Annotated in this window: 12 protein-coding genes; 3 read left to right on the forward strand and 9 right to left on the reverse strand. The window is 67.8% G+C overall.

Annotated features, from left to right (window positions below; all coding sequences use genetic code 11):
• The first annotated feature begins 348 nt into the window (after nt 1–348).
• On the forward strand, nt 349–1,260 hold the full coding sequence (locus tag AC1RR5_RS18850) for an SMP-30/gluconolactonase/LRE family protein (RefSeq protein WP_492923853.1): 912 nt from the start codon (nt 349–351) through the stop codon (nt 1,258–1,260).
• 98 nt (nt 1,261–1,358) lie between these two features.
• Nucleotides 1,359–2,150 carry an SDR family NAD(P)-dependent oxidoreductase gene (locus AC1RR5_RS18855; RefSeq protein ID WP_492923855.1) on the forward strand — a complete coding sequence of 264 codons (792 nt, stop codon included), beginning with the start codon at nt 1,359–1,361 and terminating at the stop codon, nt 2,148–2,150.
• A 180-nt stretch (nt 2,151–2,330) separates the two neighbouring features.
• Here AC1RR5_RS18855 and AC1RR5_RS18860 read toward each other — a convergent pair whose 3' ends face one another.
• The 5 genes from AC1RR5_RS18860 to AC1RR5_RS18880 all read right to left on the reverse strand — a co-directional run bounded on the left by AC1RR5_RS18860 (nt 2,331) and on the right by AC1RR5_RS18880 (nt 6,365).
• Nucleotides 2,331–3,422, reverse strand: coding sequence for an NADH:flavin oxidoreductase (locus AC1RR5_RS18860; protein ID WP_492923857.1), 1,092 nt, complete (start codon nt 3,420–3,422; stop codon nt 2,331–2,333).
• A gap of 79 nt (nt 3,423–3,501) precedes the next feature.
• Nucleotides 3,502–4,713, reverse strand: coding sequence for an acyl-CoA dehydrogenase family protein (locus AC1RR5_RS18865; RefSeq protein WP_492923859.1), 1,212 nt, complete (start codon nt 4,711–4,713; stop codon nt 3,502–3,504).
• A 6-nt stretch (nt 4,714–4,719) separates the two neighbouring features.
• Nucleotides 4,720–5,010: a putative quinol monooxygenase gene (locus AC1RR5_RS18870; RefSeq protein ID WP_492923861.1), complete on the reverse strand. Its 291-nt coding sequence runs from the start codon at nt 5,008–5,010 to the stop codon at nt 4,720–4,722.
• A 248-nt stretch (nt 5,011–5,258) separates the two neighbouring features.
• Entirely contained in the window at nt 5,259–5,531 is a 273-nt protein-coding gene (locus tag AC1RR5_RS18875; RefSeq protein ID WP_492923863.1) for a hypothetical protein, read from the reverse strand.
• A 138-nt stretch (nt 5,532–5,669) separates the two neighbouring features.
• On the reverse strand, nt 5,670–6,365 hold the full coding sequence (locus AC1RR5_RS18880; protein ID WP_492923865.1) for a TerB family tellurite resistance protein: 696 nt from the start codon (nt 6,363–6,365) through the stop codon (nt 5,670–5,672).
• Nucleotides 6,366–6,633: 268 nt separating this feature from the next.
• On the opposite strand from AC1RR5_RS18880, the gene AC1RR5_RS18885 reads away from it, so the two are divergent.
• Nucleotides 6,634–7,458 carry a hypothetical protein gene (locus tag AC1RR5_RS18885; RefSeq protein WP_492923867.1) on the forward strand — a complete coding sequence of 275 codons (825 nt, stop codon included), beginning with the start codon at nt 6,634–6,636 and terminating at the stop codon, nt 7,456–7,458.
• A gap of 2 nt (nt 7,459–7,460) precedes the next feature.
• On the opposite strand, the gene AC1RR5_RS18890 is transcribed toward AC1RR5_RS18885, so the two are convergent.
• From AC1RR5_RS18890 to AC1RR5_RS18905, 4 genes are all read right to left on the reverse strand, one after another.
• A complete protein-coding gene (locus tag AC1RR5_RS18890) occupies nt 7,461–8,906 on the reverse strand; it encodes a GH1 family beta-glucosidase (protein ID WP_492923869.1) in 1,446 nt (481 codons plus the stop codon).
• Nucleotides 8,907–8,978: 72 nt separating this feature from the next.
• The gene (locus tag AC1RR5_RS18895; protein WP_492923871.1) at nt 8,979–11,138 is read right to left on the reverse strand and encodes a bifunctional diguanylate cyclase/phosphodiesterase; all 2,160 of its coding nucleotides are present in this window, start codon (nt 11,136–11,138) and stop codon (nt 8,979–8,981) included.
• 77 nt (nt 11,139–11,215) lie between these two features.
• A complete protein-coding gene (locus AC1RR5_RS18900; protein ID WP_492923873.1) occupies nt 11,216–12,316 on the reverse strand; it encodes a M48 family metallopeptidase in 1,101 nt (366 codons plus the stop codon).
• A 7-nt stretch (nt 12,317–12,323) separates the two neighbouring features.
• The gene (locus AC1RR5_RS18905; protein ID WP_492923875.1) at nt 12,324–13,406 is read right to left on the reverse strand and encodes a YjgN family protein; all 1,083 of its coding nucleotides are present in this window, start codon (nt 13,404–13,406) and stop codon (nt 12,324–12,326) included.
• Nucleotides 13,407–13,486 lie beyond the last annotated feature (80 nt).

Raw genomic sequence — 13,486 nt, forward strand, 5'->3', positions numbered from 1 at the left:
AGAGCTCCGGCGGCGGCCGGAGCGGCCGCGGCTAGCGGTAGGTGCGCAGGGGGCGGGAGGCGGATCGGCGGCAGCGCGAATTCGACGGCGCGCGCCAACCCGCCATCGGCGGTGCGTTGGTCTGTGCGGCGGCGAGGGTCATGCGGCGGATCGGCTCCTGGAGCGGTGATGAGGGCGTGCTGATCCCACGACTCTCCGCATGAGAGCAAGCCCCGAGAACGCCGTTCTCGCACGCGACTGGTGGCTGTTGCGCGCGCGACACGGTTGGCCGAACGGAACCCTCGCCAGGTTCAAACGGGTGTTTATAGTCGTCTCCAGCGCCCAGCAGAGGCGCCAGGGAGAGACGCGATGGACATCCAGCTGGTGGCCGACGGCCTGCAGTTCCCCGAAGGTCCCGTGGCCATGGCCGACGGCTCGGTGATCCTCACCGAGATCCAGGGCCAACGCCTGACGCGGGTCTGGCCCGACGGTCGCAAGGAGACGGTGGCCGACACCGGCGGCGGCCCCAACGGCGCGGCGATCGGTCCGGACGGCGCGATCTATGTCACCAACAACGGCGGCAGCTTCCAGTTCTTCGAGGCCAATGGCCTGAACATCCCCGGCCCTACCCCGCCGAGCCACGAGGGTGGTTCCATCCAGCGGGTCGACCTGAAGACCGGCGCGATCACCACGCTCTACACCGAGTGCGACGGCAAGAAGCTGGTCGGTCCCAACGATCTCGTCTTCGACAAGCAGGGTGGGTTCTGGTTCACCGACCACGGCTGCTCGACGCCCGACGGCAAGAAGTACGGCGCGCTGTACTACGCCCTGCCCGACGGCTCGAAGATCACGCGCTGGCGCGACCACTTCGTCTCGCCTAACGGCGTGGGCCTCTCGCCCGACGAGAAGACGGTCTACATGGCCGACACCATGCTGGGGCGGCTGTGGTCGTTCGAGGTCACGGCGCCGGGCGTGCTGGTCGATCCGCATCCGCTGATGCCGGGCAATGTGGTCTGCAACCTGCCGGGCTATCAGCTGCTGGACAGCCTGGCCGTCGAGGCCGGCGGTAAGGTCTGCGTGGCGACCATCATCAACGGCGGCATCACCGCTTTCGACCCGGACGGCAGCACCGAGCACTACGCCTTCCCGGACGTGATCGTGACCAACATCTGCTTTGGCGGCGACGACATGCGCGACGCCTGGATCACCGCCTCGGGCACCGGCAAACTCTACAAGGCGCGCTGGCCGCGTCCGGGCCTGAAGCTGAACTTCAACGCCTGAAATGATGACTTGAATTCACAAGTCCTGGTCCCGGCCACGGCGTAGTCTGGCGTCGTGGCGGGCCCATCTTTGGCTTCGTCAAACAACGGAGCCCAGCGATGGACCTGAAACTGAACGACAAGACCGCGCTGGTGACCGGCTCGACCGCCGGCATTGGCCTCGAGATCGCCCGCACCCTGGCCGTCGAAGGCGCCAAGGTGTTCGTCACCGGCCGCACCCAGGACAAGCTGGACGAGGCGCTGGCCAGCATCCGCGCCTCGGGCGGGGCCAAGGTCGAGGGCGTGCTCGCCGACGCGGCCACGGCCGACGGTGCGGCCGCCATCCTCAAGGCCGTCCCCTCGGTCGACATTCTCGTCAACAACCTCGGCATCTACGAGATGAAGGCCTTCGCCGACATCCCGGACGAGGACTGGCTGAAGCTGTTCGAGGTCAACGTCATGAGCGGCGTGCGCCTGTCGCGCGGCTACTTCCCCGGCATGCTGGAGCGCGACTGGGGCCGGGTGATCTTCATCTCGTCGGAGTCGGGCCTCGCGATCCCGGGCGAGATGGTCCACTACGGCATGACCAAGAGCGCCCAGCTGGCGGTCGCGCGCGGCATGGCCCAGCAGACCAAGGGCACCGGCGTCACCGTCAACTCGGTCCTGCCGGGTCCGACCCGCGCGGCGGGCATCTTCGAGTTCCTGAAGAGCGTCTCTGCCAATCCGGACGGCACGGCCGACGAGCACGAGGCCGAGTTCTTCGAGAAGCACCGCACGTCGTCGCTGCTGCAACGGATGATCGAACCGCAGGAGATCGCCAGCCTGGTGGCCTATGTCGCCAGCCCGCTGTCGGCGGCGACCAACGGCGCGTCGCTGAAGGCCGAAGGCGGCCTGGTCACGACGATCGCCTAGCTGTCTTCCCGCAGGAACGTCCCCGCGATCAGCAGGGCCATGGCCAGAAGCGCCAACAGGCCCGCGGTGTAGGGCATCCAGGTCATCGTCGCCTCCCTCAAAGATTGGAGGCGACGATGGTCCGGGACCGTCTTTTCCGACAGCCCCGGAACAGGGGGTATGGCTAGTACAGCGTGCCCCCTAGTAGAGCGTACCAAGCGCCGCGCGCTCGAAGTTCTGCAGTTCGCTCTCGCGGCCGTCGCGGATCTTCACGACCCACTCGGGGTCTTGCAGCAGGGCGCGGCCGACGCCGACCAGGTCGAACTCGCCGCGCTCCAGGCGCTCCAGCAGGCCGTCGATCGAGGCGGGCTCGCTGCCCTCCCCGCCGAACGCGGCGATGAACTCGCCCGACAGGCCCACCGAACCCACGGTGATGGTCGGGGCGCCGGTCAGCTTCTTGGCCCAGCCGGCGAAGTTCAGGTCTGACCCGTCAAACTCCGGCTCCCAGAAGCGGCGTTGCGAGCAGTGGAAGATGTCGGCCCCGGCGTCGGCCAGAGGCTGCAGCCAGGCTTCCAGCAGCTGCGGGGTCTCGGCGTTCTTGACCGCATAGTCCTGCTGCTTCCACTGCGACAGGCGGATGATCACCGGATAGTCGGGACCCACGGCGGCGCGGACGGCCTTCAGGATCTCGGCGGCGAACTTGCTGCGGTCGGCGATGGTTGCGCCGCCGAACAGGTCGTCGCGAACATTGGTGCCGTTCCAGAAGAACTGGTCGATCAGATAGCCATGGGCGCCGTGCAGCTCGATGGCGTCGAAGCCCAGGCGCTTGGCGTCGGCGGCGGCCGTGGCGAAGGCGGCGATCGTGTCGGCGACGTCCTCGTCGGTCATCGGCTCGGTGAACTGACCACCGCCAGCCTTGGACAGACCCGAGGGGCTGTCGACCTTGCCCAACTGCGCCGGGCCCTTGGCCGAGCCCACGTGCCACAGCTGCGGGGCGATCAGGCCGCCGGCGGCGTGGACTTCCTCGACCACCTTCTTCCAGGCGGCCAGTTCGGCGTCGCCATGGAAGCGCGGCACGTTGGCGTCGTTCAGCGAGGCGGGACGGGCCACGCCCGTGCCCTCGGTGACGATCAGGCCCACCTGGCCTTCCGCGCGGCGGCGGTAATAGGCGGCGACATCGTCGGTGGCCACGCCGCCCGGCGAGAACGACCGCGTCATCGGCGCCATCACCGTCCGGTTGGGCAGCTTCAGCGACTTGAATTCGAACGGCTTGAACAGGGCGTCGAGCGACATGGGGTGTTCCGGAACAGAATGTGTTGCGCGCGATCCAAACACTTGTTCGGAGGTCGCGCCACTCAGAAAAACTGGGGCGCTAAAGCCCCAGCACCATCTTGGCCATGATGTTGCGCTGGATCTCATTGGACCCCGCGTAGATCGAGGCCTTGCGGTAGTTGAAATAGGCCGGCGCCGCCGGCGCCGCGTAGTCCGGCCCCGCCCGGCCCTCGTTGCTCTGGCTCCAGGGATCCTCGAAGAACGGCGCGGCATAGGTCCCGACCGCCTCGAGGGTCAGCTCGGTGATCGCCTGCTGATACTCCGACCCCACGCATTTCAGCATCGACGACGCAGGCCCGATCGCCTTGCCGGCGGTGCGGCCGGAGAAGATCCGCAGCTCGGTCGCGTTCAGGGCCGCGACCTGGATCTCCAGATTGGCGATCTTCTCGCGGAAGTCCCGATCGTCGATCAGCCGCCCGCCGTCGTCGGCCAGCTCCAGCGCCGCGATGCGCTTGACCTTCTTGATGGCGTTCATCAGGCCGGGCGCATAGGCGTTGCCGCGTTCGAACTCGAGCAGGTACTTGGCATAGGTCCAGCCCTTGTTCTCTTCGCCGATGCGGTTGGCGACCGGCACACGGACATTGTCGAAGAAGACCTGGTTGATCTCCTGCTCGCCGTCGGGCGGACCGTCGAGCGTCGGCAGCGACTTGATCTGGATGCCCGGCGTGTCCATCCGCAGCAGCAGGAACGAGATGCCCTCCTGCGGCTTGCCCTCGGACGAGGTGCGGACCAGACAGAACATCCAGTCGGCCCACTGGGCGTGGGTGGTCCAGATCTTCGAGCCGTTCAGGACATAGTCGTCGCCGTCTCGCTCGGCCTTCATCTGCAGGCTGGCGAGATCCGAGCCTGAACCCGGCTCCGAATAGCCCTGGCACCACCAGATGTCGGACGTCAGGATCGGCGGCAGGTGCTGGGCCTTCTGGGCGTCGGAGCCGAACGCCATGATCACCGGCGCGACCATCTTCAGCCCCATCGGCGAGGACGTCGGCACGCCGGCCAGGCTCATCTCCATGTTGAAGATGTAGCGCTGCGAGGGCGAGAACCCCGCCCCGCCCAGCTCGACCGGCCAGTCAGGAGCCGCCCAGCCGCGATCAGCCAGCGTCTTCTGCCAGGCCACCTGGCCGGCCTTGTTCAGATAGCCGTTCTTGGACTGGCTGAGCTGCTTTTTCAGGCCGTCGTCATAGGCGGTCGCGATCCAGTCGCGGACCTCCTGCTGGAACGCCAGGTCTTCGGGCGAGAAGGCCAGATCCATCGGCCTCTACTCCACCGCGTCGAGATACTCGATGTCCGGGCGACCCGCCATGAACGGCCCCATCGCCGCGCCGGCGGCCTTGAAATAGTCGGTGCCGCCGTGGTGCTTCAGCGCGTCCTCGGAGGCGTAGAGCTCCAGCACCTTGTAGATCCCGGCTTCGGTCTTGGATTTGGTCAGCTGGTAGACGAGGCAGCCCGGCTCGTTGGCCTTGACCCGGTTCTGCAGGTCCAGGAACACCTTTTCGAAATCCGCCGATTTCTCCGGCTGGACCTTCAAGGTCGCGACGACACCGATCATGCTTGCCTCCCAACGTTTGTTTGAAAGGCAGGATGGGGCGGTTGCGGGCGCGGGGCAAGCCCCCACAAGCGCCCGCTCCCCTCACGTGCCTTCCTAGGCCTTGTGCCTAGGATCCAGGGTTCAGCTGCCTCTGAGCCTCAGGGCGCGCTTGGCCTTAGCCCACGCGAAACCGTCCTGCTCAACACAGGCCGCCAGCATGGGTCCTAGGCACAAGGCGTAGGAAGGCAGTGTTTTTAGTTTGAAGAGCCCTAGGGCCGCTCGTTCCAGCCGTAGGCCACCCACGAGTGGCCGCCGACGTTGCGGGCTTCGATGAGGCCGTCCTCGGCCTTTGGCTTGGCCTTGCGGCCGCGCAGGGCGAAAGCAGCCAGGCCGAACAGGGCGCTGCCGATGAAGCCCACCACCACCACGGTCGCCGCGAAGACCACCGCCAGGACCGCTCCGACCACCACCGCGACCGACGTCGCCAGGGCGCCGGCGATCCAGGCCAGGTTCCTCAGGGGCGAAGCAGCAGCGGTGCTCATCGGTATCCTTTCGTACGCACGCTCATGGTCAACGAAGTTGGTTCACAAGCGCTGAAGAACAACTGAACACCCGCCGGGGCCGGATGAAAAGCCTTTTCCCGTCCTTAGGGACGTGAGGCCCCGAGACAGATCGTCTCGTCAACCCGCGGTAGCCAACCCCAGTTCCCGGCGCTCGCGCATCACGGTCGTGAAGGCGGCGTTGATCGAGGCGGCCTTGGATTCGGCCAGGGCGATGAAGTCGGCCGGCAGGCCCCGGGCGCGGGCGCGGTCGGGGTGGGCGTTGGACAGCGCGATCTTCCAGGCCTTGCGCACGGCGGCGTCGTCGGCGTCGGGCAGCACTTCCAGGATGGCGTAGGGATCGTCCTTGCCGACGCCCAGGTGGGTGGCGCGCAGGCGGCGGAACGACAGCGGCGACATGCCGAACAGGTTCGCCACGCGCTCCAGATAGTCGAGTTCGTCCTGGGTCACCACGCCGTCGGACTTGGCGATGTGGAACAGGCCGTCGACCACGTCTTCCAACAGCTGCGGGCAGCTGGAATAGCGCTTGGCCAGCCGCTTGGCGTAGCTCTCGAAGCCGTGGGTGGTCTGGCGGGCTAGGTCGTACAAGCGGTGGATGTTGGGCTCCGACGCCGGGTCGGGCTGGAACACCTCGGTAAAGGCCTGGAACTCGCTGCCGTCGGCGCGGCCGTCGACCTTGGCCAGCTTGGCGCCCAGCGCGGTGACCGCGGTCGAGAATGCCGGGTCCTCGCCCGGCAGACCGCCCGGACATTCCGTGCAATCGGCCAGATCCAGACGACGGGCGGCGATGCTCGCGATATTGCGCCAGAAGCTCATGAAGCGCCTCGAATCCAGCGGCGGATGGAAGAATTACGCGTGAAGCGGCGAACCGGATCACCTCGTCACCGTGCTTCTAGCACAATGAGAATGATCGTTCACATGACTTTCCCGCAATGCGGCGAAACGCCTGAGCCCTTAAGGTGGAGCCATTGGCGGACTCGCTCGTTATGGCTCCGCTCGGCGGGAAACGGCCACGCTACGGTCCCAATCGGGCCGGAAATGCTCTAGTGACTCGCTACGTTATCCTGAAAGGACCTCCGCCCGCATGGCGAACGCCCTCTTCCTTGCTCTCGCGCTTCTGGCCCAGGACGGCCAACCCGCCGCCCAAGGCCCCAATTCTCCGCCGGCCGACGAGTACGGCTATGTCGCCTGGTGCTACGGCGCCCTGGGTGGCTACGCCAATCTCTATGACCGCGTGATGCCGGAGGTGACGCGGATCGAGAAGGCGTTTCCGGGTCCCGACGGCGTCGCCGCGTCGCTGAAGACCTATCCGGAACTGCGCAGCCAAGCCCAGAAGGATCTGAAGACCTTCTCCTCGGCGATCACCGCGGCCGAGAAGGCCAGCCCGCGTCCGATCTCGGAATATGGCGGCGCTCAAGTCAAGCGCGGCGCGGCCATCTGGCAGGGCGCCGACACCGTCGACAAGGCGCGCCTGGCCCAGATGTGGATGAGCTGGAGCCCGCCCGGCGACTGCGAGAAGCGCGCCAAGACGCTCGAGATGAAGTCGAGCATCCTGGGCAAGGCCCTGAACTATAACGCCGCCCCGACCAAGACGCCGACGCCACAGCCCGCGCCGGAAGCCCCCGCGGCTCAGCCGGTCGCCGAAGCGGCTCCGCCGCCGCCCGCGCCGGAACCGGTCGCCCAAAAGCCCGTCGCTACGCCGAAGCCCGCCGTTGCCAAGCCGGCCCCGGCGAAGGCCGCTCCGGTCAAGACCGCGGCCAAACCCGCTCCCGCTCCGGCAGCCAAGAAGCTGACCCCGATCGGCGGCAACGAGGTCATCGTCGACCCGGTCAACCCCGTCCCCTGCGCCGGCAGCCTGGTCCCCGCCAAGCGCGGCGGCCGCGACGTGCTGATCTGCAAGGCGGACTAGGCCTATGTGGCCGGCAGCAGCCCGCTGCCGGCCAACGCCTTGAACCACGCATAAGACGCCTTTGGCGTCCGCACACCCGTCGCCCGGTCCATCGCCACCAGGCCGAACTTCGAGGTGTAGCCCAGGTCCCACTCGAAGTTGTCGATCAGGGTCCACTCGAAATAGCCGCGCACGTCGCAGCCGGCCTCGCGAGCGGCCAACACCGCCTGCAGGTGGCGGCGCAGATAGGCGATGCGGAAGTCGTCCTTCAGGATCCCCGGCCCGTTGCCGAACGGATCCGAGCAGCCGTTCTCCGTCACCATCATCTTGGGCGCGCCGTATTCGCGGCGCACACGGTCCAGCACCTCGAACAGGCCCGACGGATCGATGTGGCGGCCAAAGGCGTCCAGCTCCGCGCCCTTGGGCGGATTGGCCGGCGCGATCTTGCTGGGCGAGTTGAGGTCCAGGCGCACATAGGCCGGCGCGTAGTAGTTCACCCCCAGGAAATCGAGCGGCTGCTGGATGGTCTTCAGGTCGCCGTCCTGCACGACGCCCTTCAGCAGATCGTCCATGTCCTTCGGATAGGTCCCGCGAAACACCGGATCCAGCCAGGCCTTGTTCCACAGCGCGTCCAGGCCGTCCGAGGCCAGGCGGTTCCAGACCGCCCAAGGTCCGCCCGCCGGCCGGCAAGGCTGCAAGGCCATGGTGGTGCCGACATTGAGACCGGTCGCTCCCGCCCGCAGCGCCTGGATGGCCAGGCCCTGCCCCAGGTTCATGTGGTGGACGACCTTGCCCAGCAGGTTGATGTCCTTCAGCCCCGGCGCGTGCTCGCCCAGCACGTGGCCGAAGACGGCGTGCACGGCGGCTTCGTTGAGGATGATGTAGTTCTTCAGCCGGTCGCCCAGCTTGTCGACCACCGCATGGGCGTAGTCGGCGAAGCGCAGCGCCGTGTCGCGCGCCGCCCAGCCGCCCTTGGCCTGCAGGCCTTGCGGCAGGTCCCAGTGGAACAGGGTCGCATAGGGCGTGATGCCCTTGGCCAGCAGAGCGTCGACCAGCTTCGAATAGTGGTCGAGCCCGGCGGCATTCACCGCCCCCTCGCCGCTCGGCATGATCCGAGACCAGCTCAGTGAGAACCGATAGGCGCCCAGGCCCGCCCCGGCGATCAGATCTACGTCGTCCTGGAAGCGACGATAGCTGTCGGTGGCCACGGTCGCGTCCGTACCGTCTTTCACATGGCCCGGGACCTCCTCGAAGACGTCCCAGACGCTGGGCCCGCGCCCGTCGGCGGTCTGCGAGCCCTCTGTCTGAAAGGCGGCGGTGGCCACGCCCCAGACGAAATCCTTGGGAAACTGCCGGCTTTTCGGCTTCAGGTCGGTCTCGCCCGGCCCCTCGCAACCCGATAGCCCCACGGCCGCGCCGCCGAGTGCGAGCGCACCCAGAGCCCGGCGGCTGACGCCTGACCGTTCCATCGTCCCCTCCCTTATGTCGTTGAGAGGAGGATGCGTCCGGGTTGCAGCCTTGGCTAGTTCACGTTGCGGAAGCTAGCGCACCGTCTCGCGCACGCCGGCGATCGCGTCGGCCGGCATCGGGCGGCCCAGCAGGAAGCCCTGGAACTCCGTGACACCCAGCTTGATCAGGGCCTCGAACTGGCCCTCGGTCTCGACGCCCTCGGCCGTCGTCTTCAGGCCCAGCGAGCGGGCTAGGCTGACGATGGCCGAGGCGACGGCCAGGCTCTCGCTGTTGCCCGGCAGGCTGGAGACGAACGAGCGGTCGATCTTCAGCTTGTCGATCGGATGACGGCGCAGATAGGCCAGCGAGGCGTAGCCGGTGCCGAAGTCGTCCAGAGCCAGGCGGAAGCCCAGGCGCTTGAGGCGGCGCAGGGCCTCGTGGACACCGTCGCTGTCCTTCAGTAGGGCCGTCTCGGTGATCTCCAGCATGAAGACGTCGGCGCGGGCGCCGGTCTCGGCCAGGGTGGCGACCATCTCGTCGACAAAGCCGGCGCTGGACAGCTGGATGGCCGAGACGTTGACCGAAACCTCCAGCCCCGACCAGCGCAGGCTGTCATAGCAGGCGCGGCGGAACACGGCGGCGCCGATCTGGCCGATCAGGCCGCAGGCCTCGGCCAGGGGGATGAAGATGGCCGGCGAGATGTCGCCGCGCTCGGGATGGTTCCAACGGGCCAGGGCCTCGACCCCAACCATGCCGCCGCGTGCGTCGGTCAGGGGCTGATAGGCCACGGTCAGGGCTTCGTTCTCGATCGCCGTGCGCAGGTCGCGCTCCAGGCCCTTCCGCAGGCGCAGAGCCGAGTCCATCTCGGGCTCGAAGAAGCAGAAGCGGCCGCGACCGCTGTCCTTGGCGCGATAGAGGGCGACATCGGCCTGGCGCAGGATTTCGGCCTGGCCCTGGTCGCCGTCCGAGACCACCGCCACGCCCACCGAGCAGGACAGTTCGGCGCGGCCGATCGTGAGGTCGACCTCGCCCGACAAGCCGTCGACCACGCGCTGGGCCAGGGTGGCCACGCCGGCGGGATTGGTGTCGGGCTGGATGATGGCGAACTCGTCGCCGCCCAGGCGGCAGATGGTGTCGGTCTCGCGGCAGATCTGCTTCAGCCGGCGGGCCACCTCGCGAATCAGCTGGTCGCCAGCGTCGTGACCGTAGTTGTCGTTGACCTCCTTGAACCGGTCGAGGTCGATGCACAGCACGCCCAGGTGGCCGGGCTTGCGGCGCAGCAGGGCGTGGGCGTGGACTAGGCGGTCGGTGAACAGGGTGCGATTGGCCAGGCCCGTCAGCGGATCGTGCAGCGACAGGTGCTTGGCCTCGGCCTCGCTGAGCAGCAGCTTCTTGGCCGCGCGGCGGGTGATGCGGAACAGCAGCAGCGAGCCGATCACGGCCGCGAGAATGGCGGTGACCAGCATGGGCGTCGCCGACTTCAGCAGCTCCTCGCCCGGCTGGCGCGGGGTCCAGCGCAGGGTGATGCGGCGGCCGTCGGCGGCCTTACCCAGGATGGCCTGGGCGCTTCGGGTCTGGACCTTGTTGGGCTGGACCACCTCGATATGGGCGTCGTGCAGCAGGAAGCGATCGGAGAAGGTCTTGATGACGCTGTTGGCCACCGGGATGCCGGTCACGATCAGCGGCGCCTGCGCGCCCCGGGTCTTGGCCTTCAGGTCCGGGCGGACCAGCGAGACGGTGATCAGCACCGGCTCGTCGCCGATCAGCTCCACGCGGCTTTTGTGCACGGCGCGCAGCTCGGCGACCTTCTTGGGATCGGCCTCCAGCTTGCGGATCGCGGCGACCAGCGGCGCGGTGGGGACGGCGTAGCGGGCGTAGGTGTCGGGCGTGACGTCCTTGCCGTTGACGTGGCCGTACAGCGGCTGGTCGGCCGCATCCAGCACGTAGACGATCTTGTAGCCCAGGGCCCCGCCCAGCGAGGCGCCGATGTTCTGGCTGGCCCAGGCCTGATCGAACTGGTTGTCCAGCTTGATGATCGCCTCGTCCCAGATCACGTAGGGATTGAGGGCGGTCTGGATCTCCTTGCCGCGCTGGCGCAGGCCGTTGCCGACCAGGGTCTGCTCGTATTGGCGCTCGCGCAGATCGGCGTGGCGGGTGGCGACGGTCAGGGCGATACCGGCAAGCAGGATCATACCCGCCGCCATGCCGGCGATCAGGCCAAAGATCTTGAGCTCGATGTTCCTGCGGTCCATCCCACTCCCCTGAAGGAAGCGGCATCGTCCATGGGAACGGTTGCGGAAATCCTTACCCGCACTGTCCTGCGGACAATTTATCGCACACCGTTACGCGATTTGGGTTTTGGCGCGTCATCGACCCGACACACGCGGTCCAGAACGGCCCAGTCGCGGTCGGACATCGAAGGCTGGCCGGGCCGGATCGCCCGCTTGGCCTTCTCCGCGCGGCCGGCCGTATCGGGGTGAGTCTGGAACCACTCGGCGGCTTGGCGCAGGCGCGGATCGTCGCCGCGATTGGCCAGGCGGTCGAAGAAATCGGCCATGCCTTGCGTCGAGATGTTCTGGGCGTGCAGGATCTCTATCGCCCGGTCATCAGCCTCGGCCTCCAGCGTGCGGCTGAAGCGATGGTCGGCGAAACCACCGGCCAGCACCACCAGCTGCTGTCCCGCCCCGCTGCCGCCGCCGACCACGGCGTCCAGCAACAGGCCCGCGCCCATCGAGCGCCAGGCGGCCTGCATGACGTGGCGGCGCTCGACGTGGGCGATCTCGTGGGCCAGCACGGCGGCCAGCTCGTCAGGCCCCCTCGCCTCCTCGATCAGCCGGCCGGTGACCAGGATCGTGCCGCCCGGCAGGGCGAAGGCGTTGACGAACGGCGCGCGCACGGCCCGCACCTTGATCGGGAACGGCGAGTCCGCCGCCTTGCCCAGCCGCTCGCCCAGGTCGCGCAGAAGCGCGGCTGACTCCGTGTCGGTCTTGCAGGGCCGGAACGGCACGGTCAGCTGCTTTTCCATGCTGGCGCCGAAGCGGGCCTCCAGCGCCGGCGGCGTGTGCCGCGCCAGCGGTCCCGCGGCCAGCGGCACGCCGACGAAGACCACCGCCGCCACCGTCAGTCCGGCCCCTACCAGGCCACCGACCAGGGCCCATTCGCGGCCTCGGCCACGCCTGTGGATGTCGGCATGGGTGCGGCCGGCCAAGGCCCGCCAGGCCTGGGCCTCGACGATCAGCCGGGCGTCCTCGTCACCGCGCGAGAGGCTGTAGCGGCCGTCCGAGCGCAGGGTCTCGCGCACTTGGTCCAGCGGCCAGTCCAGGCCGACAGACGTATCGTCGACCGCCCGGACGACGATACGTCCGCCCTCTAGCGCGATCGTGACCCGCCAAGGCCGTGCCGTGCGGCCGTCATACAGCTGCCCCTCCACGCCCGCCTCAGAAGGGCGAGACGTCGAAGGCGTCGGCCAGGCCCTCGCCCGTCTTGGGTCCGCGCGGCGCCTGGTGGGCGTCGGAAAGCGGGGCCAAACCGGCGCTGAACAGACGCTCGATCAGGAACTTGGCCGAGCGCGCCATGGCGACGGGCTGCAGGAAGCCCAGGCTGAGCACGATGATCAGCAGGTTGGTGACGGTCAGGCCCAGCAGCGCCCCGGCCTTGACGTCCAGGGCCAGCTGCGCGTCGCCGATGCGGATCGAGTCCGCGATCTCGCGCAGCACCGCGGCGTGGTAGGCGGCCGAGGCCAGCACCACGAGCAGGGCGTAGACGATGGCCATGGCATAGACCTGCAGGATGAAGGTGACGCCGGGCTCGCCTTCCTGCATGCGCGTCGAGACCATCGCGACGACCACGCCGACCATGACGAAATAGCCGACCATGCCGACGATCCAGGCGATGGCGAACGGGCCGTACAGGTTCTGGCTGTTGGCGCGCTTCCAGGTGAAGGGCTGGTCGCCATAACTCATGCCGCCCCAGATCCGCGCTGACAGCCGCATGGTCATGGCCGGACTGAACCAGCCCAGGGTGACGCCGTTCAGCAGCGCATAGCCCAGATAGGTCCAGCCGTAGTTGCTGGCCTTGCCGCTCAGGTGGAAGCGCACGCCGCGCCAGGTCGTGCGGCTGGCCATGTAGCGCCAGGTCATGAAGATCGCCATGCCGACCAGTACGATGGCGGCGATGTAGACCGGGATCATCAGCAGGGTGAACAGCGGGCTGACGAACTGGATCGCCAGCACCAGGGCCAGGTACGGCACGCCGATCAGCAGCGTGGCCAGCAGGAAGCCCAGGAACAGCTCCTTGCCCTTGCCGGTATATTCGAAGGGCTCGCCGTTCAGGGTGATGTGCGACCACACCCGACGACGGACCTCGGTCTTACCCCAGAAGCGGTACAGCGTCAGCGTGACGATGTTGAGGAGGCCGTTCTTCAGGCTCAGGCCGATGAAGGCCTTAGGCTCGATCGTCTGGCCGAAGGTCAGTGTCTCGCCGGCGGCCGGCGTCGACACGGGCGTAGCTGCACCGTCCATGAAACTCCTCGAAGGCCCCTCGCCCGCCAAGCTAGCGGACGAGGGCGAGCCTCGTGGGATTTCACGGCACGGTCAACCTT

The organism is Caulobacter sp. GW821-FHT11E11, from assembly GCF_058808315.1.